This window comes from Synechococcus sp. MIT S9220, assembly GCF_014304815.1.
Lineage (GTDB): Bacteria > Cyanobacteriota > Cyanobacteriia > PCC-6307 > Cyanobiaceae > Synechococcus_C.
Genome location: NZ_CP047958.1, coordinates 2,300,505 through 2,327,354, shown reverse-complemented (window position 1 = coordinate 2,327,354; position 26,850 = coordinate 2,300,505). Strand labels below are relative to the sequence as shown.

Here is a 26,850-nt window from a genome sequence, read left to right as displayed (position 1 = left end):
TCGGAATCGGTAGCGCTCTGGCCTCATTCACTTGCTGAAGGTTGTTGAGAGGTGTTTCATGTCAACCGTTTCACCACAAGTCAATGGTGCTTTGGTTTTGATCTGCATCGAGGCTCGAGATAGTCGGTGCCATCTGCAGGGATAGAAAGCTCTCCCAATTTGTCTCGGGACTGGTCTGTTGGGGTGTTAGGTCAATCTTCTCAAAGCTGGAATCAATTTGGTTGGATTCTTTGGGTAGTTCTGTTGTCAGTGTGATTTCGTTGGATGGTTGATTATCTTTTTGGTCTTTTCTCAGCCCGTTTGTTTGCACACCATTGATCTGCTTAATGCTGTGTATTGCCATGCTGGTTATCAGAATGAATGGAGAAAGTGCGGCTCTGAGTAGCAGGAAAGCAGGTGACTCTTCTTCTTTTACAGTGCTCAATTCCAGGTCAATATTTGGATTTTCAGAGTCTGATGGACTGGTGTCGTCTGATGCTTGCATGAAACCTTCAAGAGTTAATTCGTTGGCCTTAGGAAGGCTAATTGAAAAGATTTCAGTTTGTATTTGACCCGGATTGTTACTGCTCTGCAGGCTTATCGCAATGTCTAGAGTGGAAATAGTCTCTCCTAAGCCTCTGTTATTGAGGTTGGCCCAAACGATTTGGGGCTGGTCCCAGTTTTTAGGAGTAAAATGAAGAGTATTGGTCGAAAGTGTGGCGGGCAAAGTTTTGGCCTGAAGTTGTACCTTTGTGTCCTGATCAGGTTGCTTCAAAAGAGAGATGAAAATTGGAATTTCACCTGCTCTTTGATTTGGAATAGTATCTTCCCAGTCGGTCAGTGAAAAGTTGGGAAGCATGACGCGGACGCCATTGTTAAGATTAAATGATGCCAGCTGATCCCACTGAATGGGTTGTGTTCCTTCTGTGCCAGTAACACCTTCTTTGGAATCGAATAATTCCGAATTCGACGTTTGCAACTTCAAGATGCTGAGGTCATTGGAAGCGATAAGAAATGAGTCAGCAGATGTTAGGAAGTTCGAAAATTGGTTTGTTGTCGAACTTTTTTCGTTGCTTAATGAGCCGATCAGAGCATCGACATACTCATCGCTGGTTTCACTATCTGCAGAGCTAGTAGTGTCTTTTGCTCCACTGACTGTGATATCAAAATTTTGTGAAGATGTAAGAGTTCCGTCGCTTGCATAAAGTGTGAACGACTCAGTGACTGTCTGATCTGCTGCAAGATTGTTGACCGCTGCATTGTCCGGAGTATAGGTATATGCCCCAGTTGAGGAATTGACATTGAGTCGTCCGTAAGACCCGTTCATGACAGTGCTCGTAGTGCTGCCTGAGCTAATTCCATATTCCAAAACAGCTGATTCATCCGGGTCTGAAGCGATTAATTGGCCTGTAAGGTTTGTACTAGAAATTGACGTAGAATTTTCTTGATCGGTCACTGTTCCTCTTGTGATCGAGCTCAGTGTTGGCGCGTCATTGACCCCCGTAACTTGGATTTTGATGTTGGCACTGTCCTCATTTGCGAGGTCAGTCAATGTGTATGAAAAATTATCAATTTCTTTGTCACCAGCATCTAATTTGTCCGCGTTATTTGCTGTGAAACGATAAGAGCCATCCGAATTAACAATCAATGAGCCGTAAGTTCCTTTTAATTCAGAACCTATTGCTTCGCGGCTAAAGCTGCCGCCACTTGTTTCTTCTCCTGTCTTGATGCTTTTGATAAATAGCTTGTCACCGTCAATGTCGGTATCATTTTTTAAGATACCCTGGTGAGAGTCAAACAGTTTTGAGCTATCTTCATTGACATCTGCATCATCATTGATTGCTGTAGGTGAATCGTTTATTCCAGTGATCGTGATTGTAATTTCACCAGTATCGATGCCTTCATCAGTACTTTGACTGTCTGTTATTTTGTATGTAAAAGTTTCGGTTGCTGTTTCGCCTTCTAGTAATTTTTGAGCTGCTGTTTCTTGAGCAATGTAGCTGTATGTGCCATTCGATTCAATGGTCATTTGACCATATGTTCCTGTCAAAGTTGCGCCTGCTGCGAACTCAACATTCGATTCTTGTTCGTTGCCGGCTCGAAATGATGTGATCGAAAGTGTATGGCTTTCAGGGTCAGTATCGTTCGCAAGTAAATTTGTTTGTGTAGGCGTTGCCACTGTCGATCCTGCATCGACACTTGCTGTTTCGTTAGTTGCAGAAGGGGCATCATTTCGCCCTCCAACGATGATTTTTGACTGGATTCCTGCCGAACTTGTGTCGCCGTCGTTGACAACCCAATCAATAGTCCTTGCACCAATCACAGGGTCTGCATCATCGGTATTGGTGTATGTGACTGTTTGGAGTGCGCTGACGTAATTCGCCTTTGTTGTTGATCCGCTCAGCGTCAGTACACCTGTCGTGGAATTCCAGCTTCCTGATACCCCGTAAGCATTTGTGAATGCGAGTTGATCTTCTGAGCTGACATATGTGTCACTGGAGATTGTGACGGTTGCGGATTCAATATTGGTGTCATCGATATCACGTATATCAAGACTGCCGTCGATGACGATGACATTCCCTTGACCCTCAATATATTTTTTTGTCTTAATTGCGTCGACGAGAAATGGATCGTCGTTGACACCTGTAATGGTGATGGTTAGTTCTGTTGAGTCGGTTAGTTTTCCATCGCTGAGTCTGTATGAAAATATGTCGCTTTCTGTTTCTCCGCCAGCAAGTGCATCTGCTGTCGACTTGTTGGCGATATAGCTGAATGATCCATCCGTCTGTAGTGTCAGTTGTCCAAAGTCGCCATCGAGCGCTGTGTTGAATTGACCGACGCGTGGCGAGCTTGCACTGAGTACACCAGCATGGAAACTATTGATTACTAAGCTGTCCCCGTCTTCATCAGTATCGTTGCTGAGTATGAGCCCGGAAGCTGCCGTAATGTTGAGTGTTTCGTTTTCATTCACGGACCCACTATCTGCTTCCGCTACTGGTGCATTATTGACATCGATCACATTAATGCTGATCTCTGCTGTTGTCGTCAGAGTTCCATCTGTTGCAGATATTTCTAAGGTATGCAAATCACTCTTGTCGTGATCGAGAGATTTTCCCGCTGCTAGTAATATCTTTCCTGTGCTGGATTCAATCTCAAAGAGGTCTAGGTCATTGCCATCGGTGATTGAGTAAGTAATTGAATCACCATCTTTATCTGTATCATTGCTTGAAGTGTTGTCATTTAGATCGAGTATTTCGCTCCCGCTGCTTATATTCTCTAGAACATCTTCACTTTGATCGGAAATCGAAGGTGGATTGTCATTGTCAGTGTTCTTAGCCGTGGTGTTTGCTGTCTCGGTGCCGGCATAACCACCTGTGTTGGAAGCAGTGGCGGTGAGTGTGGTGGTGATGTCGCCATCCTGAAGATTGTCATCAACACCAGTGACGGTGACGGTTTGAGCTGTATTCCAGTTAGCGGTTGTGAATGTCAGCGACGAGGAGCTGAGGGAATGCTCCGTGCTGTCGGCACCTGTGAGGGTGACGGTGACATCGGCAGTTGGTTTGGCATCAAGAACAACGGTGAAAGTGGAAGTGGAGCCTGCTTCTGTGGTGAGGAGATTGCCTGAGCCATCGGTGGTTCCGGTCTGGGCAATGGTGATGCCTGCTGTTTCGTTGTCGGTTGTTTTGACCGTGGTTGTTGCTGTTTCGGTGCCGGCATAACCACCTGTGTTGGAAGCGGTGGCGGTGAGTGTGGTGGTGATATCGCCATCAACGAGACTGTCATTGGCACCGGTGACGGTGATGGTTTGAGCTGTATTCCAGTTGTCTGCAGTGAATGTCAGCGACGAGGAGCTGAGGGAATGCTCCGTGCTGTCGGCACCTGTGAGGGTGACGGTGACATCGGCCGTGGGTTGAGCATCAAGAACAACAGTGAATGTGGAGGAGCCACCTGCTTCTGTGGTGAGGAGATTGCCTGAGCCATCGGTGGTTCCGGTCTGGGCAATGGTGATGCCTGCTGTTTCGTTGTCGGTTGTTTTGACCGTGGTTGTTGCTGTTTCAGTGCCGGCATAACCACCTGTATTGGAAGCGGTGGCGGTGAGTGTGGTGGTGATGTCGCCATCGAGAAGGTTTTCATCAACTCCCGTGATGGTGACGGTTTGAGCTGTATCCCAGTTAGCGGTTGTGAATGTCAGCGACGAGGAGCTGAGGGAATGCTCCGTGCTGTCGGCACCTGTGAGGGTGACGGTGACATTGGCCGTGGGTTGAGCATCAAGAACAACAGTGAATGTGGAGGAGCCACCTGCTTCTGTGGTGAGGAGATTGCCTGAGCCATCGGTGGTTCCGGTCTGAGCAATGGTGATGCCGGAACTGTCGTTGTCCGCGTTTTTAACGATTGTCGAGACAGCTTTTGATCCCGAAAACCCCCCTGTATTGGAAGCGGTGGCGGTGAGTGTGGTGGTGATGTCACCATCGTCGAGGTTGTCGTCAACTCCCGTGATGGTGATGGTTTGAGCTGTATCCCAGTTAGCGGTTGTGAAGGTCAGCGATGAGGAGCTGAGGGAATGCTCCGTGCTGTCGGCACCGGTGAGGGTGACCGTGACATTGGCTGTTGGTTCATTGTCAAGAACAATGCTGAAAGCGGATGAGCCACCTGCTTCTGTGGTGAGGAGATTGCCTGAGCCATCGGTGGTTCCGGTCTGGGCAATGCTGATTCCGGAACTGTCGTTGTCAGTGTTTTTGATCGTGGTGGTGGCTGTTTCAGTGCCTGCGTAGCCGCCTGTGTTGGAAGCAGTGGCGGTGAGTGTGGTGATGATGTCGCCATCGTCAAGGTTGTCGTCGACTCCTGTGACGGTGATGGTCTGAGCTGTATTCCAGTTGGCTGCAGTGAATGTCAGCGACGAGGAGCTGAGGGAATGCTCCGTGCTGTCAGCCCCAGTGATGGAGACGGTGACATTGGCCGTTGGTTTGGCATCCAGAACAACGGTGAAAGTGGAGGTGGAGCCTGCTTCTGTGGTGAGGAGATTGCCTGAGCCGTCGGTGCTGCCGGTTTGGGCAATGGTGATGCCGGCGCTGTCGTCGTCGGTGTTTTTGATCGTGGTGGTGGCTGTTTCAGTGCCTGCGTAGCCGCCTGAATTGGAGGCGATGGCGGTGAGTGTGGTGGTGATGTCGCCATCAACGATGGCGTCATTGGCACCGGTGATGGTGATGGTCTGAGCTGTATTCCAGTTGGCTGCAGTGAATGTCAGTGAAGAGGAGCTGAGGGAATGCTCCGTGCTGTCAGCCCCAGTGATGGAGACGGTGACATTGGCCGTTGGTTTGGCATCCAGAACAACGGTGAAAGTGGAAGTGGAGCCTGCTTCTGTGGTGAGGAGATTGCCTGAGCCGTCGGTGCTGCCGGTTTGGGCAATGGTGATGCCGGCGCTGTCGTTGTCGGTGTTTTTGACCGTGGTGGTGGCTGTTTCAGTGCCTGCGTAGCCGCCTGAATTGGAAGCGGTGGCGGTGAGTGTGGTGGTGATGTCGCTATCGTCGAGGCTGTCGTCAACGCCGGTGACAGTGATGGTCTGAGCTGTATCCCAGTTGGCTGCAGTGAATGTCAGTGAAGAGGAGCTGAGGGAATGCTCTGTGCTGTCGGCACCTGTGAGGTTGACCGTGACATTGGCTGTGGGTTGAGCATCCAGAACAACGGTGAAAGTGGAAGTGGAGCCTGCTTCTGTGGTGAGGAGATTGCCTGAGCCGTCGGTGCTGCCGGTTTGGGCAATGGTGATGCCGGCAGTGTCGTTATCGGATGTTTTGAGAGTTGTGGTGGCTGTTTCGCTGCCGGCGTAGCCGCCTGAATTGGAGGCGGTGGCGGTGAGTGTGGTGGTGATGTCGCCATCGTCGAGGCTGTCGTCAACGCCGGTGACAGTGATGGTCTGAGCTGTATTCCAGTTGGCTGCAGTGAATGTCAGTGAAGAGGAGCTGAGGGAATGCTCCGTGCTGTCGGCCCCAGTGATGGAGACGGTGACATTGGCCGTTGGTTTGGCATCCAGAACAACGGTGAAAGTGGAAGTGGAGCCTGCTTCTGTGGTGAGGAGATTGCCTGAGCCGTCGGTGCTGCCGGTTTGGGCAATGGTGATGCCAGCAGTGTCGTTATCGGATGTTTTGAGAGTTGTGGTGGCTTTTTCGCTGCCGGCGTAGCCGCCTGAATTGGAGGCGGTGGCGGTGAGTGTGGTGGTGATGTCGCCATCGTCGAGGCTGTCGTCAACGCCGGTGACAGTGATGGTCTGAGCTGTATTCCAGTTAGCGGTTGTGAATGTCAGCGACGAGGAGCTGAGGGAATGCTCCGTGCTGTCAGCCCCAGTGATGGAGACGGTGACATTGGCCGTTGGTTTGGCATCCAGAACAACGGTGAAAGTGGAAGTGGAGCCTGCTTCTGTGGTGAGGAGATTGCCTGAGCCGTCGGTGCTGCCGGTTTGGGCAACGGTGAGACCACTGGCTGCAAAAACCCTGACGTGGCCTGCATTTTTCAGTGCATTTGTGTCGCCATCATGGAATCGTGCCCCGATCGCAACAGTCTCTCCATCGCCGCTCAGGCTCAGTCCGGTTACGCCAGAACCGGATGCATCTCCAGTTCCGACTCCATTGATGCGGGAGCCAACCTTTGTCCATGAATCACTACTGCTGTCGTAGTCAAAGATCGTGACTCGCCCTGAATTGCTGTGGGCACCATCAGCTTTTGGGGCGCCAACCGCTAAACGTTGCCCATTGCTGGATAAGCTGACTGTGGCTCCAAGTTCTTGACCAGCTGTTTGGCCATTGATGTCATTGCCAAGTTGCTTTTCGCTTGATCCACTGATGTCATAAACACGAGCATGACCTGAATTGTTGCCAGCTCCGTCGTTTCCATTGGCGCCAAAAGCAAGAATATTGCCATTATCTGATAGAGAGACAGATGAAGCGAAATCTTTCTTTTTTTCGCCACTAATTTCGAATTTCTTTGTCCAGGTGCCTCCAATATTGTCGTAAACTCTGACGCGCCCAGTGTCATTTCCAACTCCACTGGTGTCCCACGCCCAGGATCCAATGGCAACTCTGCTGCCATCTTCTGAGATCGCGACTGACCTGCCTGAATATTCTTTTTTCTGAGTTCCTTTAATGAGGCTGCCGACTTGATCCCAAGACGTTCCGTCCCATTCGTAGATCCCGGCATATCCACGATTTTGGGTATGACCTCTCTCGGCTCCAATGATGACTGTGCTCCCATCTCCAGAGAGGGCTAGGGATACGCCTGCGCGATCATCTGCACTAACGCCATCAATATTGCTGCCGAGCTTTGTCCAGGTACCGCTTTGGAGCTCGTAAATTGATACGCTGCCAGCCCATACTCCGCCATCATCATCTCGAGTGGTGCCAACGGCCAGTCTTGATCCATCAGCGGAGAGGCTGACTTGACCTCCGAAGCGGTCGTAGTTGTTGTCTCCATTGAGAATATTGCCAAGTTGTGTCCAGCTATTATTGACCGACTGGTAAACAGCAACGCTGCCTCGCTGTTTGCCAATTGTGCGGTCATTCCAGCTGCCAATGGCAGCAATACTTCCGTCACTCGATAGACTGACGCTGGATCCAGATCTTGCATTTTTTTTGCGGCCTTCTATCTCATCGCCAACTTGCAGCCATTCCAAATCACCTTGCCAGGTTTGGAGTTGATTATTTTCAATTAGTTCAGAAAGTTGGTGAGTATCTCCATATTCATTATGGGTCTTGATTGCTTCTTTGTTGATGTGGTTGTCGCTGACAAATATCTCGGCTCCGGTGATCTTTCTGAGCTGATTAATGAACGCTTGATTTCGTCCGATCTGGCAGCACCACAGCACCAACGTGCTGATCTGCCATTCGGCTATGTCGGCGGCATGGCGCAGTAACGCGGCCTGATCGATCCAGTCGTCAGCCAACTGAATCCCTTGGCTGTTGCCATGGGCCAGGAGATGCAGTTCTTTGGCGGGTGTTCCTTGCTGTCGGCGTAGCTTCAGTTCCTCTCCGATCCTTGTCAGAGGGGAGTTGGTTCGACCAAGACAGATGGCAGCTTCTTCCGCCTCATTCCGGAGTGGAGGTAGCCCCAGGCCAGGAGCGACGACAACGGCTAATGAATGGTTTCGGTGCACTGGAGAGCAGTGCGAAGCAGCAGAAGAGGTGTCAACTTCTTCTGCGTCGATGGATTCAGTTGCTTTGGGGCTGTCCTCAGCCAACTCTCATTTGAATCTCAGGAATATTATTTGCCATGACAGAGTTTTTTGCATGAATGCAAGAGCCCGATAGTGCGAAATCCTTTAGTCACGGGTTTTTCACCTTTCAAGAGGGCTTTGCGGGAGATGGTTCGTTGTGACTGCACCTCCAGGTTTTCACCACAGCACTGTGTGACGTTGCTTTGGTTTTGAAAGCCGCAGTGCGTCGCGATCTCTTGACTTCTTTTGAAGCCAATTCGTTCGCTTTCAGCAGGTTGCGGCTAATCCACATCGTGAGACTTAGGCAGCCAGGTTGCGGAAACGAGTGAACTGCGGCTCGAACAGCAGCTTCACCGTGCCCACTGGCCCGTTGCGGTGCTTGGTCACGATCACTTCGGTGATGCCGCGGTCGGGAGTTTCAGGGTTGTAGTACTCGTCGCGGTAGATCATCAGCACCAGATCGGCGTCCTGCTCAATCGAGCCCGATTCGCGCAGGTCGCTGAGCATCGGGCGTTTGTTGGTGCGCGATTCCACGCCACGGCTGAGCTGAGACAGGGCAATCACCGGCACGTTCAGTTCCCTTGCCATGCCTTTGAGAGCTCTTGTGATCCGTGAAATCTCCTGCACGCGGTTATCAGGACTCGATCCTTCCATCAGCTGCAGGTAGTCGATCACGATCAGGCCAAGCTCCTTGCCCTGTTCTGCCATCAGCCTGCGACAGAGGGAACGCATCTCCAGCACGCCGGAGTTGGGTTTGTCGTCGATGTAGATCGGCAGCTGGCCGAGGGTGTTGATGCCCTGGCCGAGCAGTGGCCATTCCTCTTGTTGCAGGCGGCCTGTGCGCAGCCGGCCCGCTTCGATGCCCACCTCCATCGACAGCAGCCTGTAGGTGAGCTGCTCCTTACTCATCTCCAGAGAGAACACGCACACCGGCAGGTCGTGTAACTGGGCCACGTTCTTGGCCAGGTTGAGCACGATCGATGTTTTGCCCATGGCAGGGCGTCCGGCCACGATGATCAGGTCACTGCGCTGCAGGCCCTGGGTCATGGCGTCCAGGTCGTAGAAATTCACCGGGATGCCCGCCACGGAGGTGCCCAACGAGCGGCTCTCGATCTCGTTGAAGGTGCTGGTGAGAATTTCGGCGGTGGGCGTCAGACCCTGCGATGGTTTTTCCTGACTGATCGCGAAGATGGTCTGCTCGGCCTTGTCGAGCACCTGCTCCATCGGCAGGCCCTGATCAAAGCCCAGCTGGATCACTTCGTTGCCCGAGCGGATCAGCTGTCTGCGCAGATACTTATCCATCACCAGGCGGGCCACCTGTTCGATCGAGGCGGTGGAGGCCACCCGTTCCACCAGCTCCACCAGCCTGCTGCTGCCACCCACTTTTTCGAGGGCGCCGGTGTCCGCCAGCCAGGCGGTCATCGCCGTGAGGTCGGTCGGTTTGCCCTGACTGTGGAGCATCACCGCCGTGCGGAAGATCTCTCGATGGGCATTGAGATAAAAGGCTTCCGGTTGCAGCACGTCGGCCACGCGACCGATGGCATCCGGGTCGAGCAGGATGCCGCCCAGCACCGCTTCTTCCGCTTCCAGGTTTTGCGGCGGGATCGAATCCGGCAGGGCCTCGAAGCTGGGTTCCTCTCGGCGTCGACCTTTGCCGAAACCGCGGCGTTCCCCTTCGGTGGACTCGCCACCGGACTCTGACAAGGGAACGCTCACCATGGCGGCAGCAGCTCAGAAAGAAGATCCACTCTGACGCACCTTGTCGGTGACATCAGAGTCATTTTTGCTCTGTGCTCAGTAGCTGACCACTTCCAGGTTGATCTCAGCGGTCACTTCGCTGTGAAGCTTCACCAGAACCTTGTAGTTTCCGGTCCGATGGATGTCGGGCACGGTGATGTCACGGCGATCCACTTCTTTCTTGGTGGCCTCTTCGATCACCTCGGCCACATCACCATTGGTGACGGTGCCGAACAGCACGTCGTCTTCTCCGGTTTGCTTCTTCACGGTGAAGCGACCAATGGTGTCGAGGGCTGTGCGGAAGGCGACTGCTTCTTCTTTGAGTGCGGCCTGGCGCTCAACCTCCTTGGCCCTGCGGTGCTCCACCTGCTTCATCACCGCAGGGGTCACAGGCACGGCTTTGCCGAAGGGCAGCAGGAAGTTGCGGGCATAACCAGGCGCAACCTCCACCAAATCTCCATCCCGGCCGAGGCTGAGAACGTCCTCATTGAGTACGACTTGTACGCGCTTGGCCATGGGAGAACGATCCTGACGACGTCTGTTGAGCGATCGACAACTTTACGACTTCACGGGCAGGCGCACTTTGGTGGCCAGGCCTAAGGCGCGCATCAAGCGGATGTGCTCCCAGGTGAGGTCGATCTGACCCGATTGCAGGCCGTGACGAGCCGAGTGGGGGAAGGCGTGGTGGTTGTTATGCCAGCCCTCGCCGAAGGTCAGTGCTGCGACCCACTTGTTGTTGCGGGACGCGTCGCCACTTTCAAAGGCCACGGTGCCCCAAGTGTGGGTGGCGGAATTCACCAGCCAGGTGACGTGATACACGAGCACCAGACGCAGGGGAATGCCCCAGAGCACTAAGGCCCAGCCGCCGGCACCTGTGGCACTGCCGATCCAGAACAGCAGACCAGCCAGGGGCAGCTGCAAGATCAGGAACCAGTTGTTCAGCCAGCGGTAGTAGGGGTCCTTGGCCAGATCACCGGCCATGCGGGGAACCTCCTTCATGGCCGGAATCGCATTGAACATCCAGCCCATGTGGCTCCACCAGAAGCCTTTGTTGCTGTTGTGGTGATCCGCATCCGTATCGGAATACTTGTGGTGATGCCGATGCAGTCCCACCCAGTCGATGGGTCCGTGCTGGCAGCTCAGGGCACCGCAGGTGGCAAAGAAACGCTCCAGCCAGCGAGGCACTCGGAAGGAGCGGTGTGAGAGCAGTCGGTGGTAACCGACGGTGACACCTAGGCAGGCGGTGACCCAATACAGCACCAGCAGGCTGGTGACGGCGGGCCAACTCCAGAAGCCAGGAGCGAGTGCCAGGAGTGCCAGGGCATGGATCACGATCATGAATCCGATCGTTACCCAGCTTTTTTCGGTCTTGGCAGCCATAGGCGCCTTGCTCTTGAGGCGCTGGTAGGGCTTGATTGCCAGCTTGGGGCCACGATGCGAAACTGATTTCCGACTGGGTGGCGACGGCGTTCTAATCGCGCTTGGTGCCATGACTTGATCCCGGTTGATCTAAGCACACTACACGCGATACGGATACGTATCAAGCAATGGAAAAGGTAAGCGGTTCTGATCATGTGACTAAGGGTTACCGCCAGCGTCTCGAGGAAGGGCGCCAGGCGATGGCCCATCTGATTCATGTGTGGCATGAGCGCAACGGCTGGTCGCACAAGGTGTTGCCTGCCCTGGCTGATGCGTTGGACCTTGGTCGCGTGCACAATTCACAGATCTCCAATCTCCGCAACGGCAAGCTCTCGTCTCCAGGGCCGGAAGTGTTTCTCGCGCTTGGCCAGGCGAATGCCGTGCTGCACCAAGGCCTGGATCTGATCCGCGATCAGCTGGCGGAAGTTCACCCCGATCTGCTGCGGGTGCTGAGCGATAGTGCCGTTCCTCTGCTTGCGGCCCATGGGGAGCCGCTCGGTGCTGGCGAGCTGCTCGAGATCTTTGTCGGCCTCGGACCATTGCCGCCAGGTTTCGATTGGCGGATTGATCAAGCGGAAGCGGCTGCCCTGAGTGCGGCAATTGCCGACAGCCTTTGCCGCGGTCAGGCCTGGCGTCAGTGTCGTGATCAGGTGATGGAGGCCTATCCGGTCACCAAAAACCAACGCCGTGATCGTTTTGCCGAAGTGATGGCTGGCCTACGCGAATACAGCGCCGAGGAGCTCGATGGAGAGTTCCTCGACCTTCATGCCACACATATGGCCTTAGAAGGCAGCAAGGGCCAGAGTGCTGAAGCATTTCTGGCCGAATTACGAGCTGCTGCTCAGCCGGGATAACGGGCTTGGCGCACGCGCCTGGTCAGGCCAAGCTTCTGCAGCATGCGGATGTGCATCCAGGTGATGTCGAACTCGAACCAGCGCAGGCCGTGGCGTGCGCTGCCCGGATGGGCGTGATGGTTGTTGTGCCAACCCTCTCCGAACGACAACACGGCCACCCACCAGCAATTGCGTGAGAGATCCGGGCAGTCGAAATTGCGATAACCGAAGGCGTGTGTCGCCGAGTTCACCAACCAGGTGACGTGATACACGACCACCAGACGCAGAGGAATGGCCCACAGCACCAGGCCAACGCCGCCTCCATGAATCTGGGCTGCATTGCCGTAGTAATAGAGCGCCAGTCCGATCGGAATCTGCAGAACAAGGAACCAGCGGTCCAGCCAGACATAGAAGGGATCTTTCAGCAGGTCGCCGCCAAATCGTTCCTTGTGCTCAAGAGCGGGAATTTCGTGCAGCATCCACTCGCTGTGGCTCCACCACAGGCCCCTGCCTGCATCGTGATGATCATTGGGTTGATCGGAAAACTTGTGGTGGTGACGATGCAGGGCCACCCAGTCGATCGGTCCGCTTTGTGCGGCCAGGGTGCCCATGATCACCAGCACCCGCTCGAGCCAGCGGGGCACCTCAAAGCTCCGGTGTGCCACCAGACGGTGCAGGCCGAGTGTCACCCCGAGCACCGTGGCCCAGTAGAGAATTCCGAAGGCAATGGCTCCTTGAATGCTCCAGAACCGTGGCAGCAGTGCAATGGTGGCCAGCACGTGCATGGCCACCATGAAGGACGTGGTGCCGCCTTTGAGCTTGCGCTGTTTACGCGGCAGTCGTTCACGGGGCGCCATCACCGCCGCGCGCATGCGCAATTCGCGGTTTGAGGTGGTAGCTGCCGGAGTGGTTGTAACCAAGAAGTTTCTCCTTGAACCAGATCTGTCGTGGTTGGAACGGCTACGGCCGAAACCAAAACAGTTGGTTGGGAGTGTGAATGTAAAAGAAAACAGCAGGCTTTTTGCGGTTCTCCCATGCCACAGGCTTCAAATCGCTACGGAGAGAGCAGTGGTGCAGAGGGGATGAACCTCAGTGAAGCCAGGGCATTTGCTCGCAGAAAGGTCGCTTCTGTACGCGAGCGTCAGCAGCCTTTTGCCCGGCAGCGCACCGCGGCTGTGGCTGATCGCCTGCAGAAGGTTCTGGCCGCGTTTGAGGCGGAGCGGGTCGGCACTCAGCATTTCGCCTCCGTGAGTGGATACGGGCACGGTGATCAGGGCCGGGAGGTGATCGACCGGGTGTTCGCACGCGTTCTGGGTGCGGAAGCAGCCGCGGTGCGACTTCAGTTTGTGAGCGGCACCCATGCCATCGCTGCCGCTTTGTTCGGTGTGCTCCGTCCAGGCGATCGCATGTTGTCCATCACCGGGCGTCCCTACGACACGCTTGAAGAGGTCATTGGTCTGCGTGGAGAGGGGCAAGGATCCCTCAAGGACTTCGGCATCGACTACGACGAGTTGCAGCTCAGCGATGTCGGGACTGTGGACGAGCAGGCCCTCGAGCAGGCCTTGGCTCGACCGCGTCGACTGATCCTGATTCAGCGCAGCTGTGGTTATAGCTGGCGCCCTGCGCTCAGCGTGCAAGCAATCGGTCGCCTTTGCTCCCGCATTCACGAACGTCAGCCTGACTGTGTCTGCTTCGTGGATAACTGCTACGGCGAACTGGTTCAGGCCCAAGAGCCGCCTGAGGTGGGTGCGGATCTGGTGGCTGGTTCATTGATCAAAAACTTGGGAGGAACCATCGCGCCCGCTGGTGGATACATCGCTGGACGCGCCGATCTGGTGGAACAAGCCTGTTGCCGTCTCACTGCACCAGGGATTGGCAGCGAAGGGGGGACGGGTTTTGATCTGCACCGACTGCTGCTGCAGGGACTGTTTCTGGCGCCTCAGATGGTGGCTGAAGCCTTAATCGGTGCTGATCTCGTTGCAGGTGTGTTCGCTGATCTCGGATTCCCGGTGCAGCCCGTTGCCGGTGCATCCCGCAGTGATCTGATCCAGGCCGTGCAGCTTGGGGAGCCTGAGCCACTCAAGCTGATCTGTCGTGCCTTTCAGGCCTGTTCCCCGGTGGGCTCTTACCTGGACCCTGTGCCGGCGGCGATGCCCGGTTATGCCAGTGATCTAGTGATGGCCGGTGGCACCTTCATTGATGGCAGCACCAGCGAGTTCTCCGCTGACGCGCCCTTACGCGAGCCGTTCAATCTCTACGTTCAGGGCGGGACCCATCACGCCCATATCGAGCTGGCCCTGATCAAGGCGTTGGAAGCCCTGGCTGCGGCAGGACATCTGAATCTGGCGCACACTGATTGAGAGACGCTGGTGCGGCCCGATGGCCTTCGACTTCCCTGCCTCCTACCGCTACGCGGACAGCCATGAATACGCCTGGCAGGACGATGATTCAATCCGCATTGGCTTGAGCGCCTATGCCGTGGATCAACTCGGCGACATTGTGTTTGTCGATCTCCCCGAGGTGGGTGCTGATCTCAGTCGTGGATCCAGTTTCGGCACCGTTGAGTCGGTGAAGGCTGTGGAAGAGATGTATGCCCCCCTCAGTGGCGAGGTTGTGCAGCGCAATGAAGCTCTGCTGGCTAATCCCGAAGAACTGCAGAAGGATCCCCATGGTGAGGGCTGGTTGCTGGTGATTCGTCCAAGCGATGAGACGCAGCTCGAGCAGTTGATGGACGCCGCGACTTACTCCGCGAAGGTTGCCGCGACCTGATATCACATCGTCGTTCGGCGCAAGTTGCCTAAAGTCTGCGCCTTCTGTGGCTGCACCATGACCCTGCTGGACCAGCGCATGGTGGAGACGGCTTCAGCAAAGACTCTTCCGCCTTTCGCCCAACGCCATATCGGCCCGGCATCCGAAGCCAATCAGCTGATGCTCGATCGGCTCGGCTTCAGTGATCTTGAGCGCTTTTTGCAGGCCGTCGTCCCGGAGGACATTCTCGATTCCAGTCCGCCCAAGGGGCAGCTTCCGGACGGCGTTGGAGAAGCCCAAGCGCTCTCTGAACTGCGTCAGCTTGCCGGTCTCAACCGCGTGACGCGGTCGTTGATCGGCCTGGGCTACTACGGCACGGTCACGCCCGCGTTGATCCAGCGGCAGGTGTTGGAAAACCCCTCCTGGTACACGGCTTACACCCCTTATCAGGCCGAAATTGCTCAGGGACGCCTGGAGGCACTGCTCAATTTTCAGACCTTGGTCAGTGAGCTGACCGGCCTGCCGATTGCCAATGCCTCGCTTCTGGATGAGGCCACTGCGGCAGCAGAAGCGATGTCGATGAGCTTTGGCGTTTGCAAGCGAGCTGAAGCCAGCCGTTTTCTGGTGGATGCCGCCGTGTTGCCGCAGACCCTGGCAGTTCTGCGCACCAGGGCCCAACCCATCGGGATTCAGCTCGAGGTGGCTGAGCCGGATCAGTTCGCCTTGGGTGACGATGTGTTCGGAGTGCTGTTGCAGCTGCCTGGACGCTGTGGCCGGCTCTGGGACCCCCGTTCCTGTATGTCCAGGGCCCATGAGCATGGCGCTTTGGTCACGGTGGCCATTGATCCATTAGCTCAGGTGCTGCTTGAGCCGGTGGGTGCTCTCGGTGCCGATATCGCCGTAGGCAGTGCCCAGCGTTTTGGCGTGCCGATGGGTGGAGGCGGCCCCCACGCGGCGTTCTTTGCCACCCGCGATGCCTACCGCCGGCAGGTGCCCGGGCGCATCGTTGGCCAGTCAAAAGATGGGGAAGGCAATGTCGCCCTGCGTCTGGCCCTGCAGACCCGTGAGCAGCACATCCGGCGAGATAAAGCCACCAGCAATATCTGCACCGCCCAGGTGCTGCTGGCGGTGATGGCTTCGTTTTATGCCGTTCATCACGGGCCGGAAGGTCTCGAGGCGATCGCTCGACGCGTGCTGCAGCTGCGCTGTCAGCTCGAAGAAGGACTGAGCTCGCTTGGACTCCCTCTACCGCAGGGATCTCGCTTCGACAGTGTTGATGTGGTCTGTGTTCAGGCGCCGCGCGTGCATCAGCTGGCAGCCCGAGCTGGGTTCAACCTGCGTGTTCTGCCTGACGGTGCGGCGATCGAACAGGCGGAAGGCTTCGGCATCAGCCTGGATGAGCTCAGTGACAACAAGGAGGTGTCTCGGCTGCTGTCGCTGGTGGCTGAGGCCACGGGAGGCCATCTTTCAGACCTGCCGGATACCGCAAAGCACGAGCAAGCTCTGGCTGGCTTACCGCTGCGTTGCAACCCCTGGTTGCAGCAGCCGGTGTTTCACCGCTATCGCAGTGAGACCGAGTTGCTTCGCTACATCCAGCGTCTGGTCAGCAAAGACCTTTCGCTGGTGCACGGGATGATTCCCCTGGGCAGCTGCACCATGAAGCTCAATGCGGCAGCGGAGCTGGCGCCTGTGAGCTGGAGGGAGTTTGGGAGCATTCACCCCTTTGCCCCCGCTGACCAGCTGAAAGGCAATCTGCGCATGGCGCAGGACCTCGAGAGCTGGTTGGCTGAGCTCACCGGTTTCGCCGGTGTGTCTTTGCAGCCGAATGCAGGGTCCCAGGGGGAGTTCGCGGGTCTGCTGGTGATTCGCGCCTGGCATCAGGCAAGAGGCGAGGGCCATCGCGATGTGTGCCTGATTCCCACGAGTGCCCATGGCACCAACCCAGCCAGTGCCGTGATGGCTGGCATGCGAGTTGTGCCAGTGGCCTGTGATGAGCAGGGGAATGTCGATGTCGACGATCTGCGCAGCAAGCTGTCTGAGCACGCCGATGTCCTGGCGGCGCTGATGGTGACGTATCCCTCAACCCATGGGGTCTTCGAGACTCGAATCCGTGAGATCTGCAGCCTGGTTCATGACCATGGCGGTCAGGTGTATCTGGATGGTGCCAACCTCAATGCTCAAGTCGGTGTGTGCAGGCCAGGAGCTTTTGGGGCCGATGTCTGCCACCTCAACCTGCACAAGACGTTCTGTATTCCCCATGGCGGTGGTGGACCAGGGGTTGGCCCCATCGGCGTGGGCGAGCATCTCTTGCCATTTCTTCCTGGTCACCCCTTGATGCCCTGCGGCGGTGACCAGTCCATTTCAGCGGTATCGGCCGCCCCCCTGGGCAGTGCAGGCATCCTGCCGATCAGCTGGATGTATCTGCGTTTAATGGGCCCTGCTGGCCTGCGGCAAGCCACGGCTGTGGCCTTGCTGTCGGCCAATTATCTGGCGTATCGGCTGGATTCCCATTACCCGGTGCTCTTCCGGGGAGAAGGCGGGCTTGTGGCCCACGAATGCATTCTTGATCTGCGCGATCTGAGGCGCAGCGCCGGCCTTGAGGTGGATGATCTGGCCAAGCGTCTGATGGATTTCGGCTTTCACGCGCCGACGGTGAGCTGGCCAGTGGCGGGCACCGTGATGGTTGAACCCACTGAGAGCGAGAGCCTCGAAGAGCTGGATCGCTTCTGCGATGCCATGATCGCGATCCGCGCAGAAGTCGCTGCGATCGAAAACGGTGATAGCGATCGTGACAACAATCCCCTACGCCGCGCTCCCCACACCTTGAGTGCTGTGACCGCCGACCATTGGGATCGTCCCTATTCCCGGGAACAGGCTGCGTTCCCGTTGCCGGATCAGCGGCAAAGCAAGTTCTGGCCGGCCGTGGCCCGGATTGATAACGCCTATGGCGATCGCAATCTGATCTGCACCTGCCCCAGTGTTGAAGACATGGCTGCCGCCACTTCTGAGGCGATGGGTTAAATTTTTACCGAAATCGGAAATTAATCTTCGATTTTTAATCGTGCAATGAGAACTTTGATCACACTGCACAGCATTCACCGTCGCAAATGGGGAATCAATGAGTCGCGACACTAAAAAATCAATTGAATCGACGGAGCAGACCTCAGACTCGCTGCAGCTTCCCGACATTCCTGATTGCCTTCAGGCTGCCCTCGGCCGAGGCCATACCTTGCCGATCGAAGGCACCAATGTGCTGAGAGTTCCCTTTGGAATTCGTCAAGCACGTCGTCAGCGTCCCGAGCGTCCTGACCGCTGGGCAACGCTGGTGATCCCCATTCAGTCTCAGGGATCGCCCACGCCACCACCTCAGGCGGCCTGAGTTTTCAGGCGACTGAGATCAGGCTTTTGTCCTGCTCCAGTCGCCAGTCCAACAGTGCTTTCACATCCGCCAGCGAGCAGGTCGGGGTTCGAAAGGGCAATAGTCTCATCGGGCTTCGTTCCGGTCTAACCAGCCAACTGTTGTTGCGTTGTTGCAACAGAACAAAGCCGCGGTAGCGAACTGCGTACTGAGGATCCCGGGTCAGGCCCATTCGTGGAATGGAAATTGTTAGTGACCTCGCTATTTCAGTGCGCTAGATGTGGTGTGTGTATGAAATCCCGATTCTCTTTTGAATTGATTTCTATTTGAGTTCAGTGGCCAAATCTTGATTGATCGCTTGTTTCTGAATCATTCGCCAGTGAATGCATTCACAGTTGCAGTGGTTTCATTTGCATGAGGCGCTGGATGAGGTCGGCAATGCTGTCGTCTTTCGCTGCTTTCGAGTAGTTGCTGAGCAGTTGGCGCCCCACCACCTGTGCGCCGAGATGGGTGAGCTGGATCCGCAGCGACACCAGCAGCTCCATTCCGCCGCCACCGGAGAAGCTGGCCATGGCGATCGGCCGACCGTTGAAGAGAGACCGGAAGTCATCTCCCTGAACAGACAGCCAGGCGATGGCGTTGGTCAGCACCGGCGGAATCGAACCGTTGTATTCCGGTGCGCAGATCACCCATCGCGGAGCTGCCATCAGTTGTTGCTGTAAGGGCTGCACGCCGTTTGGCATGCCTTGGTCCTTCGCGCGCGGGGTGAACAGGGGCAGCTCGAGGGTGGTGAGGTCGAGCAGATCAGCGCTGCTGCCCTGCGCCTGTGCTTGGTCCACGAAGCGTTGGGCCAGTTTGAGGTTTTCGCCGTTGCTGGCAGCAATCACCAGCACATCAGCACTTTTCTCCTTGCTCATGACCAGCGTTCACGTCATAGGTTTGAATTGTGACGACTTTTTCAAGAGAGCGACTGCCGAATGGTCGTCGTCGTGTTGGGGTCGCTCTTTAGTAGTTAGCGCCGCTGCGCCGGTGGTGGACTGCTGTGGAGGCTTCCTGATCCAACACGCCGCCGTGATCCAGCTCGGCGTAGATCAGCCAGTGATCTCCGCATTCCATCCGCTGGCTCACGCGACCTTCCAGCCAGGCCAGCGCCTCGGGGATCAGTGGTTGTTCATTCGGACTGGTCTCGAGTTCCAGCCCGCTGAATCGGTCGGCGCCAGGTTGAAACGGTTGCAGGAACTGTTTCATCGGTCCGCTTTCTCGCCCCTCAGCCAGCACGTTCAGTGCAAAGCGATCGCCTTTGTGCAGCAGGGCTTCCACGGCGCGGTCCTTGGCCACGGCCACCGTCAGTCCAGGAGGCGTGAAGCTGGCTTGGCTGACCCAGCTCGCCACCATCGCGCCGCTGAGTTCTCCCTTGCGCGTGGTGAGGATGCACAGGGATCCCACCACCCTTCCGAGGGCCAGCACAGCCGGATCGCTGCGGCTTTCGCTCATGCTTCCGGCGTTACGGCGTTGGGCGCGCTTCTCCGCCTGTAGCAGTTTGCGGGCGAAACGGGTGCCGGTTTCCTCTAGCTCCTTCACCTTGGCTCGATCAGGGCTGAATTTGACCCGGATCGGCTCGAAGCCGAAATTGAAGCCGCCATCTCGCAGCTTCGTTTCCAGCAGGTCCACGGCTTCACCGCTCCAGCCAAAGCTGCCGAACACTCCCACCGGTTTGCTGCGGTCACCCTCTGCCAGCAGAGTTCCTAAAGCGGAGACCACCGGGGTGGGTGCGTGACCACCGAGGGTGGGTGAGCCGATCAGGATCCCATCCGCAGACTGGATCGCTGCAACGAGTTCTTCTGATGGTGTGAACTCGCAGTTGAGGCTGGTGACTCGGATGTCGGTGCGATTGATGCCCCGCGCCAGGGCATCGGCAATCGCCGAGGTGTTGCCATAAGCACTGGCGAACAGCAGAACCACATTCAGGCTGGATTGCTGGTGACTTTCACCCCAGCGGCGGTAGTCATTCAGCAGGCTGCGCCAGCTGGCATCGATGGCGGGCCCATGGGCTGGCGCAATCGTGCGGATGCTCAGTTCCTCCAGCCGCTCCACCAGCAAGTCAACCTTGCGGGCCATCGGTGCCATCAGGCAGTCGTAGAAATGGCGACGTTCTTCTTCGGTGCTGCTTCGGTTGGCTTCAGCCCAGGTGTTGGTGCAGAGGTGGGCGCTGAAGAACTTGTCGCTCATCAACAGTCCCAGGCTCTCTTCGAAGGCCATCAGTCCGCCCGGCCAACGGGGTGTTGGTGCCGGCAGCAGCAGCAGGCTGCGCCCATGGCTCATCTCCAGCGTCTGCTCCCTGCGAATCACTCTCAGCGGCGGGAACTGGGGAATTGGTGGTTGCTCTTCTTCCACACCGAGGAGCGAGGGCTTGCGTTGGTTCCAGAGCTCCTCCAGCAGCTTGGCGCCGGGATTGGATGCGATCAGCTCGAGGCCTGGATAGATCCCGGCCAGTTCCTGCAGCAACGCCACACGGTTGGGATTCACGTGCCCCACCACAATCAGCAGGGGCTGGTTCGTGGCCGGCAAAGCTTCCAGCAGGGCAGGGAGGAAAACGCTGCTGTAGGCCATCCCCGGGGGATGCACCAGAACGGCGGGTTGCTGGACTCCTGTTGCATCAAGCCCGGCTTCAAACAGGAAACTGTTGGCCGTGCTGCCGCGCTCCAGTGCGTATTCAAGCTCGAACCGAAGACGCTGAGGGCTTAGTCCGCGCAGGCAGATCAGGCCTTGGTCAATGGGCAGGCTGATCACTTGTCGGTCAGCGGATGCAGAGCTGGCCGGGATGGTGGTGACCATCAGTAGTGCATCCTCACTTTGCTGTCTCTCACTGATTCGGTAGGCAGTTTCAATTGTTTTGCACTTCCCATTGCTACCTTTCAACCTCCCCCTGCTGCGTCAGTCCAACCATTATCGGTTCTTTGCTGGGTGGTCGTTGGACAAGGAGATGAAGATCAGTTTCATCCAGACGCGCTTGAGCAAGATTGCAAACAATTGGCATTACAGCAGGCTTTATGATAGCATTTAAAAGTGTAATTTATGATGAAAAAAATTTCTTTTTTTCTTAAAAATCAGTTTTTTCAAAAAACAAAAGCTATTGCTAAATATACGTCTCCAGACGATATAGTTATTGATATTGGCGCCAATGTAGGGGAGTTCGCGAAGCAATTTTTTGGCTCTGGTTGTTCTATTAAATGTTTTGAACCCAATCCTTCTTGCATTGCTAGATTGGAGGCGATTGCGCTCAAGCATAATGTTGAGGTAATTCGAGCCGCTGCATCTACTTCTGATGGGGTCAGCGACTTGTATCTACATCAAAATCATGAGTTGGATCCGGTTCTTTGGTCATCTGGATCTTCCTTGTTTAAGGGTAAAACAAATGTTGATCCAAATAATTTTGTTTCCGTCAGAACAATTGACCTTTCGCGATATATATTTGAACTGGACATGCCTGTTAGAGTCTTAAAAATAGATATAGAGGGTCACGAGGTCGAGCTTTTGCCATATCTCCTGAAGACAGGTTGCCTGTCCCGAGTCTCGAATATTCTTGTTGAGACTCATGAAAAAAAGAATCCTTCTCTAGCCCGCCCTACTGAGAGCATGAAGGAAGTTTTTCGGAAGGCGGGTTTTCAACGGATTTCTTGGGATTGGATTTGACTGGGAGCAGATTTGGATAATTAGTTGCTAGGGATGCTGGGAAGTTTCAAATGTTTTTCAATAGTGGTTGCCTGTTTTGCGGTGATGCACGGCGGTTCGCCCGTCGATGTCGGCCACGTTGCCCTGCTCAACCAGCGCGTAGATGATCCAATGATCCGGACCTTCCATCCGCTGCTCTACCCGACAGCTCAGGTAGGCCAGTGCATCAGTGAGCACAGGGCCGCCTTCAGCGGCACCGTGCAGCACGTTCACTCCCTCGAATCGATCGGCGCCTGGGGGAAAGCGTTTGAGGAAGTGCTGCATCAAGGGCTTGTAGCGGTCTTGCCGCAGCACGTTGATCACGAAGCTGTCGCCGACCTGCATCAGCGCTTCAATCGCTCGATCCTTGGCCACGGCAACACTGAGGCCGGGGGGGCGGAAACTGGCCTGAGCCACCCAGCTGGCCACCATCGCTCCACTGCGGCGGGCATCGCCCTCGCCCTGGCTTGCGGTCACGATGTACAACCCGCCGGTGAGGCGGCCGAGTGCCTTGTCGAGGTTGGCATCAATGCTGCGCAGCGCCTCGATCGACTTCTTGCGGGTCAGGATCTGTCCGAGGTCGGTCCCTGATTCCTCACAGCGCTGGTAGTCACCGCCCTGCGGAAGCTGGCGGATGCGCAGTGGTTCAAAGGCTGGTTTCAGTCCTTGGTTGCGCAGCTGTTCGGCTACCGCATCGATCGGTTCGTCATTCCCACCGAAAGCGTCGTAAACCCCAACCAATTGCTTGGGCTGCAGAGCAGCCAGAAGAGTTCCGATCGAGGCCTGCAGTTCACCATCCGGTTCCGCCGGCCAGGTGGGAACCACCACCGCCTTGGCTTCGCCAACCAGTGCGGTCAGTTCCTGTGGATCGGTGGCCCGCAGATCCACCAGCTGAACCTGTGCATCGGCTTTACCGATGCCGTGGGCGATGGCCTGGCTGAGACGGTCCGAGAAGCCGTACTGGCTGAGGTAGCAGACCGCGGCGTAGCTGTCGCCTTTGCTGCGCTGGCTGCTCCATTCCCTGTAGTCGTTCAACCAGTGGCTGAGGTGTTGGCGCAGCAGCGGGCCGTGCCCCACGGCGACGGTGTTGATTTCCGGCAGTCCATCCATGCGCTTCAGCGCTTGCAGCACGCTGCGGGCATTGGGGCCCATCAGACAGTCGTAATAGAAGCGGAAGTCCGGAGCGATGGCCCCGGGATCCGTGTCGAATAACTCATCGGAGCAGTAATGCAGTCCGAAGGCATCACAGGTGTAAAGGATGCCGCTGCCGTGATCGAACGAAAAGATCGTGTCGGGCCAGTGCAGGTTCGGGGCACTCAGAAACTCGAAGCGATGCTGCACGCTGCTGTCTGGATTGGTGCCCAGATCCAGCTCGTCGCCGGTTTTCACCGCCCTTGAGTTGAAGGGCCGATGCACCTGGTCCTTGAGGAACTGGATCGCCACCTTCGAACCCACGATCTCGATGTCTGGATTGAGGTCGATCAGATCCCCGATCAGACCTGAGTGATCCGGTTCGGTGTGACTCACGATCAAATGGTCGATCGCTTTTGGATCGATCTGCTCCTTCAGCAGTGGCACCCAGGTGTCGCGGAACTTGGCGTGGCTGGTGTCGATCAGGGCGGTGCGTTCGCCCCGCACCAGGAACGCGTTGTAGGTGGTGCCGTTGCGTAGGCCGAATTCAATATCGAAACGGCTGCGTTCCCAGTCCAGGGAACGGATGGTGGTGCTGTCTGCTGCGATCGGTTCGCACTGCAGTGAGAGGCGGGGGATCACAGCAGAGGAGTTCGTGCTGTTCAGGCTTGCCGTGACCATGACCGAATCGCGCGTTGTAACCAACTTTACGAAGATTTTCAGGTCATCGGACCCGGGCTGAGGGCTCCAGCCAGGCGGGGTAACCAGTCCACCAGCCCGGGCACCGCGATGATCAGGGCCAGAACCGCAACCTGCAGACCCACAAACGGCAGGGCGCCCCGATAAATATCGCGCGTGCTCACTTCATCGGGAGCCACGCCGCGCAGATAGAACAGCGCAAAGCCGAAGGGCGGTGTGAGGAAGGAGGTCTGCAGGTTGGCGCCAATGATCACGCCAAACCACACCATCGCTTCGGGCCCCAGCAGCTGGCGTGCGGCAGGAAGCAACAGCGGCACGGCGATGAAAGCGATTTCGAAGAAATCGATGAAAAAGCCCAGCAAGAAGATGATCAGCATGCTGAACACCAGGAAACCCACTCGCCCTCCCGGCAGGTTGAGCAGCAGTTCGGAAATCAGCTGATCGCCGCCCACGCCGCGGAACACGAGGCTGAAGGCGGTGGATCCCATCAGGATGGCCATCACCATGGCGCCGATTGCTCCGATCACGCCCGCTTCCGTGGGCGTTGCAATGCCGAAGAAGATGCTGCCGAGCACCGCCACGATCAGAGCGATCGGTGGCAACACCGACTGCACCAATTGCAGAGGATGGCTTGAGCCGGTGAGCTCGGGTTTGAGTTCGGGTGCCAGTTCCGGCTTGAGTGCACTGATCAACAGCACGTAGATGGCGAACACGGCCGACATCAACAGGCCCGGTAACAGTGCTCCGATGAAGAGATCGCCGACTGAAATGCCCAGCTGATCACCCAGCACCACTAGGACAATGCTGGGGGGGATGATCTGCCCGAGCGTGCCCGACGCCACAATCACACCTGTGGCGAGGCTTTTGTCGTATCCCGCCCGCAGCATGGCCGGCAAGGAGATCAGCCCCATGGTGGTCACGGTCGCTGCCACTACGCCGGTTGTCGCCGCAAGAAGTGAACCGACAAGAACGACGGCCAACGCCAGGCCGCCGCGCAGGCGTCCCAGCAGCCGGCCCATGGTTTCCAGAAGCCGTTCGGCGATGCCGGAGCTCTCCAGCATCGAACCCATGAACACAAAAGCGGGGATGGCCAAAAGGGTGAAGTTGGCCATGATCCCCAAGATTCTCTGGGGTAGGGCGGTGACGAACTGCGGTTCGATTTCTCCGCTGAGCATGCCCAGCAGGGCAAAGATCACCCCAATCCCACCAAGACAGAAGGCGACGGGAAATCCGCTCAGAAGCGCCACGATCAGCGCCAAAAACATTCCGGGAGCTAGCACTGCCGAGGGGTCAAAGCTGATCACCCAGCCCAGGGCTTCGATTTCGATCACAGCGTGGTGCCTCCCTCTTGGTGCTGCTCATCGGCAGCTTGGGTGGCCTCGGGGTTGCTGAGGGCCAGCCGCAGCCGTAGTGCTTCCGCGATTCCCTGCAGCCCTAACAACAGAAAGCCAATTGGTATGAGCGATTTCACCCAGGTGCGTGGCAGTCCGCCTGGATCGGGCGACATCTCGGCAATGCTCCAGGAGCGCAGCGCTGGTGCAATGGAGATCGCCATCACTCCGAAGGCGAAGGGCAGCAAGAGCAGCAGGATGCTGTTGAGCTCCTGACGGTTGCGGCGGCGTGGTGACCAGCGGCTCTGCAGCACATCCACACGCACGTGGCCCTGTTTCTGTAGGGTCCAGCCGAGGCCTAGCAGAAAGATCAGATCGAAGAGATACCACTGGGCCTCGATCAGCCCGTTGGAGCTGAGATTGATCCCGATGGCAGAGCCCAAATAGCGGCCAACAACGTTCCAGATTCCGATGGCCAGCATTAGCAGCACGGACCAGCGCGCCAGCCAGGCGGCCGCGGCGTTGAGGCGATCGAATAGGCGCACCATTCCGGAGAGAGGTTCGCTCATCCTTCACCTCCCTCGGCCCTGGTGTTGAACTTCGCCAGCGGCAGCTCGTTGATGCGATTCCAGTTCAGCGTTTCTTTCTGGAACAGCCGCCAGCGTTCCAGTAAATCTCGGAAGCCGGCATCGTCAGCCGCCAGATCTGCAAACAACACGTTGGTGGCTTCCTTGGCTGCTTCGAGAATGTCGTTGCTGTAGGCCTCAAGTTTGATTCCCTGTCGCCGCAGCCTCAGCAGCGCCTCGCTGTTGCGTTGTTCGTACTTGCTGAGCATGCCCAGATTCGCCTGGTAACAGGCTGTGCTGAACATGGCCTGATACTCCTCCGGCAATTTCTCCCAGGCCGTGCGGTTGACCAGCGCGGTCAGGCTTGGCCCTGGTTCCCACCAGCCTGGGTAGTAGTAGTACTTCGCTGCTTTGGGGAGTCCGAGTTTTTCGTCGTCGTAGGGGCCGGTGAACTCCGCTGCGTCGATCGCTCCCCGTTCCAGTGCCAGATAGATCTCGCCGCCTGGCAAGACTTGAACATTCACCCCCAGGCTGGCCATCACCTTGCCTCCCAGTCCTGGGATGCGCATCTTCAAACCCTTGAGGGATGCCAGGTTGTCGACAGGTCGCTTGAACCAGCCGCCCAGCTGGCCGCCGGTGTTGCCGGCTGGGAAGCTCTTGGCTCCGAAGTCGGCGAACAAGGCGTCCATCGCTTCATTGCCGCCTCCCTGATAGAGCCAGGCATTCTGTTGCTGGGCCGTGAGCCCGAATGGCACGGCAGTGCCGAAGGCGAACGCGGGATTCTTGCCCACGTAGTAGTAGCTGGCCGTATGGCCGCATTCCACGGAGCCGGCTTGCACGGCATCCAGCACTTCAAGTCCGGGAACAATTTCACCGGCGGCAAACGGTTCGATCGTGAACCCTCCGCCACTCATCGCCTTCACCTGTTCACAGATGGTTTCGGCACCTCCGTAAATGGTGTCGAGTGAAACCGGCCAGCTTGTTGCCATCCGCCAGCGCACCTGGGGAAGGCTGCTGCTGCCACCGTTTTCAGCACGACGAATCGTGCAGGCGCTCAGTGCTCCGGCTCCGGCTGCAGCGGCTAGCGCTTGCCCACTGGTCCGGAGCAGCTGCCGACGTTGCATCACGTGCTCCTGGT

The 26,850-nt window shown here is 56.7% G+C and carries 18 protein-coding genes; 6 read left to right on the top strand and 12 right to left on the bottom strand.

Annotated features, from left to right (window positions below; all coding sequences use genetic code 11):
- Nucleotides 1-70: 70 nt before the first annotated feature.
- From SynMITS9220_RS12730 to SynMITS9220_RS12715, 4 genes are all read right to left on the bottom strand, one after another.
- A complete protein-coding gene (locus tag SynMITS9220_RS12730) occupies nt 71-8,203 on the bottom strand; it encodes an Ig-like domain-containing protein (RefSeq protein ID WP_186989713.1) in 8,133 nt (2,710 codons plus the stop codon).
- Nucleotides 8,204-8,479: 276 nt separating this feature from the next.
- Nucleotides 8,480-9,898 (bottom strand): replicative DNA helicase, encoded by a 1,419-nt coding sequence (dnaB, locus tag SynMITS9220_RS12725; protein WP_186989711.1) that lies wholly within the window; start codon nt 9,896-9,898, stop codon nt 8,480-8,482.
- Nucleotides 9,899-9,973: 75 nt separating this feature from the next.
- The gene (gene rplI / locus SynMITS9220_RS12720) at nt 9,974-10,432 is read right to left on the bottom strand and encodes a 50S ribosomal protein L9 (protein ID WP_186989709.1); all 459 of its coding nucleotides are present in this window, start codon (nt 10,430-10,432) and stop codon (nt 9,974-9,976) included.
- Between the two features lie 42 nt (nt 10,433-10,474).
- Entirely contained in the window at nt 10,475-11,407 is a 933-nt protein-coding gene (locus SynMITS9220_RS12715; protein ID WP_186989706.1) for a fatty acid desaturase, read from the bottom strand.
- A 56-nt stretch (nt 11,408-11,463) separates the two neighbouring features.
- Between SynMITS9220_RS12715 and SynMITS9220_RS12710 the strand changes: the two genes are divergently transcribed.
- Entirely contained in the window at nt 11,464-12,189 is a 726-nt protein-coding gene (locus SynMITS9220_RS12710) for a hypothetical protein (RefSeq protein WP_186989704.1), read from the top strand.
- Here the strand turns inward: SynMITS9220_RS12710 and SynMITS9220_RS12705 are convergent.
- Nucleotides 12,177-13,040: an acyl-CoA desaturase gene (locus SynMITS9220_RS12705; RefSeq protein WP_369818485.1), complete on the bottom strand. Its 864-nt coding sequence runs from the start codon at nt 13,038-13,040 to the stop codon at nt 12,177-12,179. The two genes, SynMITS9220_RS12710 and SynMITS9220_RS12705, sit on opposite strands and share 13 nt — an antisense overlap.
- Before the next feature lie 210 nt (nt 13,041-13,250).
- Between SynMITS9220_RS12705 and SynMITS9220_RS12700 the strand changes: the two genes are divergently transcribed.
- The 4 genes from SynMITS9220_RS12700 to SynMITS9220_RS12685 all read left to right on the top strand — a co-directional run bounded on the left by SynMITS9220_RS12700 (nt 13,251) and on the right by SynMITS9220_RS12685 (nt 18,295).
- Nucleotides 13,251-14,528 carry a methionine gamma-lyase family protein gene (locus tag SynMITS9220_RS12700; protein ID WP_186992238.1) on the top strand — a complete coding sequence of 426 codons (1,278 nt, stop codon included), beginning with the start codon at nt 13,251-13,253 and terminating at the stop codon, nt 14,526-14,528.
- A gap of 19 nt (nt 14,529-14,547) precedes the next feature.
- Nucleotides 14,548-14,937: a glycine cleavage system protein GcvH gene (gene gcvH / locus SynMITS9220_RS12695; protein ID WP_186989702.1), complete on the top strand. Its 390-nt coding sequence runs from the start codon at nt 14,548-14,550 to the stop codon at nt 14,935-14,937.
- Between the two features lie 57 nt (nt 14,938-14,994).
- Entirely contained in the window at nt 14,995-17,937 is a 2,943-nt protein-coding gene (gene gcvP, locus SynMITS9220_RS12690) for an aminomethyl-transferring glycine dehydrogenase (RefSeq protein ID WP_186989700.1), read from the top strand.
- A gap of 97 nt (nt 17,938-18,034) precedes the next feature.
- Nucleotides 18,035-18,295 carry a hypothetical protein gene (locus tag SynMITS9220_RS12685; RefSeq protein WP_115125774.1) on the top strand — a complete coding sequence of 87 codons (261 nt, stop codon included), beginning with the start codon at nt 18,035-18,037 and terminating at the stop codon, nt 18,293-18,295.
- Nucleotides 18,296-18,299: 4 nt separating this feature from the next.
- Here the strand turns inward: SynMITS9220_RS12685 and SynMITS9220_RS12680 are convergent, their stop codons facing one another.
- From SynMITS9220_RS12680 to SynMITS9220_RS12670, 3 genes are all read right to left on the bottom strand, one after another.
- On the bottom strand, nt 18,300-18,506 hold the full coding sequence (locus tag SynMITS9220_RS12680; protein ID WP_186989697.1) for a hypothetical protein: 207 nt from the start codon (nt 18,504-18,506) through the stop codon (nt 18,300-18,302).
- A 157-nt stretch (nt 18,507-18,663) separates the two neighbouring features.
- Nucleotides 18,664-19,191 (bottom strand): NAD(P)H-dependent oxidoreductase, encoded by a 528-nt coding sequence (locus SynMITS9220_RS12675; protein ID WP_186989695.1) that lies wholly within the window; start codon nt 19,189-19,191, stop codon nt 18,664-18,666.
- Nucleotides 19,192-19,279: 88 nt separating this feature from the next.
- Entirely contained in the window at nt 19,280-21,109 is a 1,830-nt protein-coding gene (locus SynMITS9220_RS12670) for a diflavin flavoprotein (RefSeq protein ID WP_186989693.1), read from the bottom strand.
- A gap of 243 nt (nt 21,110-21,352) precedes the next feature.
- On the opposite strand from SynMITS9220_RS12670, the gene SynMITS9220_RS12665 reads away from it, so the two are divergent.
- The gene (locus SynMITS9220_RS12665; RefSeq protein ID WP_186989691.1) at nt 21,353-21,967 is read left to right on the top strand and encodes an FkbM family methyltransferase; all 615 of its coding nucleotides are present in this window, start codon (nt 21,353-21,355) and stop codon (nt 21,965-21,967) included.
- Nucleotides 21,968-22,024: 57 nt separating this feature from the next.
- On the opposite strand, the gene SynMITS9220_RS12660 is transcribed toward SynMITS9220_RS12665, so the two are convergent.
- From SynMITS9220_RS12660 to SynMITS9220_RS12645, 4 genes are read right to left on the bottom strand one after another with little or no spacing between them, the layout of a single operon-like run.
- Complete coding sequence (locus tag SynMITS9220_RS12660; protein WP_186989689.1) at nt 22,025-23,797, bottom strand: diflavin flavoprotein; 1,773 nt, start codon at nt 23,795-23,797, stop codon at nt 22,025-22,027.
- A gap of 38 nt (nt 23,798-23,835) precedes the next feature.
- Nucleotides 23,836-25,146: a TRAP transporter large permease subunit gene (locus SynMITS9220_RS12655; protein WP_186989687.1), complete on the bottom strand. Its 1,311-nt coding sequence runs from the start codon at nt 25,144-25,146 to the stop codon at nt 23,836-23,838.
- On the bottom strand, nt 25,143-25,715 hold the full coding sequence (locus tag SynMITS9220_RS12650) for a TRAP transporter small permease subunit (protein WP_186989685.1): 573 nt from the start codon (nt 25,713-25,715) through the stop codon (nt 25,143-25,145). The genes SynMITS9220_RS12655 and SynMITS9220_RS12650 overlap by 4 nt, the downstream gene beginning before the upstream one ends.
- Nucleotides 25,712-26,836 carry a TRAP transporter substrate-binding protein gene (locus SynMITS9220_RS12645; RefSeq protein ID WP_186989683.1) on the bottom strand — a complete coding sequence of 375 codons (1,125 nt, stop codon included), beginning with the start codon at nt 26,834-26,836 and terminating at the stop codon, nt 25,712-25,714. The genes SynMITS9220_RS12650 and SynMITS9220_RS12645 overlap by 4 nt, the downstream gene beginning before the upstream one ends.
- Nucleotides 26,837-26,850 lie beyond the last annotated feature (14 nt).